At 51.1% G+C, this 2,097-nt stretch carries 1 protein-coding gene; it reads left to right on the plus strand.

Annotated elements, in window-relative coordinates; genetic code table 11:
- A partial coding sequence (locus tag AUR66_RS21910) for an Ig-like domain-containing protein (protein WP_197409725.1) occupies window positions 1–2,097 on the plus strand: 2,097 nt, incomplete at both ends.

Below are 2,097 nucleotides of genomic sequence, written 5' to 3' on the forward strand. Positions count from 1 at the left end.
CGGCACCCCTGCGGCTAATGCGCCCATCCACTTTACACTCGAAACACGAAATGGTACCGTCGTTGGAAACGAAACGGTCCTAACCGATTCACTGGGTCGTGCTCGTGCTAACATCTCAGCACCTGCTAACCACTATGAAACATATATCCTCGTAGTCGAAGACCAACACGGAAACGTCATCGAGAGCGAATACTCGATTGAACAAGCGGGGTTGTCTGACTACATTCCCGATGAAACAGGCGGTCAGTCTCAGCACACGTACGCTCTCGATCAGCAATACGAGATACAACCAGATGAACGGCTCTCAGTTAATATCCCTGTGTTCAACAAAACGAGCGACAGTATCGCTCCCTACACCGGCATGGCGACTGTCAGTGTCACCAACACACAGGGTGCGGAAGCGCTCAACGAGACAGTCTCGGTCACCGATGGCGTTGTTCGAACGAGCGTTGATTTCGATACCACGACGCTCGACAACGACGAGGACGCTCTTGATATCCGTCTTTCACTTGGCCCCAACAGCACTCAATCTTCCAAACAGATCGGTATGATTGATGTCAGAGAGTCGACCACTAAGGCGGTTGTGACTCCAGAAGCAACTGTGGTAATGTCTGGAAACACTGCCAATTTGTCCTTCCAAGTCTACCAGGACGAAAAACAAGCAACACCACTGAATTCGTCCGCATATTACCGCGTGACATGGGTTACAGAGCGGATGATTGCCTCACTCTCTAAGGAGCTCCCATCCTCAACAGTTCAGCATCTCCGAGCAGCTGCAGCAACTACAGGGACTGCGGAATCGTCTCCGATCACCGCAGTCGACCGGATACGGATAAAACAGGCACTCGAAGAATATTCAGCAGAAGTCGATACTGAGCAAGGATACGCAAAGCCGCAAGAGCGTGGCATCGGTACCTTCTCTGTGACCTCCCCTGAAGATGCTCGATTTGGAATCGTTGATGTCGCTCCAGACGTCCCGGGGTCTGAGTATCGGTTTGGGTCTGTCGTAATTGTCAAGGATAATATTGAACACTATATTAACCCGACAACCGATCCATCAGAAGATCGCCGCTACCAACTTATCGTCGAAAGCAAGTGGCCTGCGTCAGTCAAGAGTGACAGCGTACAAGCCAGCGACAATTTCACTGCATACGTCGGGCTGTACGACACAGAGACAGACAGCCTCGTTGCTAACGCCCCTATTCGACTCTACACCACAAGTGGTGATACCCAGACAGTGATGACGTCCGATAGTGGACTCGTCACGACAACATTCAATTCACAACAACGCAATCTCGAAGGCTACTACCAACATGTACTCCTCGGTGTAGCAGAGGGGTATCAGACTGCGAGCGGGACAGCCGTCTCAGAGACAGAATACGTCGCTCCAGAATTCGACAAGCAGGATTACGACGAGGGAACACCGTTGGATGCATCGCTATCATACTCCGACGGCACAGTAACCACGAATCTCACATATCGGAATGGTAGCCAACCACGTTCGGGGTCAACTACACTCACCGCACTCAAAGCCGATAGTCGAGATCTCAACATAGCGTACATCGACCCGAATGGTTCGTCAGCGTGGAATTTCTCGGTTGATGACCCGAGCCCACCAAGCAACGACGAACGGCGGATCTATGAGGTGGTCGCGATTGACGAAACAACGGGAACCTATGAGGACCTGCATGTGAGCGGACTCACTGCCACCACCAGTGTGCCCGAAGAACTCGTCAATGGGACACAGTCAACAGTGACAATTACAGTTACTGATCGTAACGGAATGCCAGTCGGTGATTCGACTGTACGATGGTCGTACGTTGCACTCATCGAAGAGCGTGTAGACAGTCCAAGTTATCTCACTGAATTTGTCGATGGAGAGACCTTCATCGGAACAACTGATTCCAATGGTCAGGTGTCGTTTACCGTAAACCCATTGGACAACATCACTGTAATGAAACACTCGACAGGTGTCGCAACAGATAATGTAAGTGTCACCAGAGTAGACGGTGGGCGCGTCTCTACTCAGGACTTCACCTCTGCAAATGAGTTCACCTTCGGTACTGTTCCTGACTCTGCAGTTAGACTCGAACCAAC

The sequence above is a fragment of the Haloferax profundi genome (assembly GCF_001469865.1).
GTDB classification, from domain to species: domain Archaea; phylum Halobacteriota; class Halobacteria; order Halobacteriales; family Haloferacaceae; genus Haloferax; species Haloferax profundi.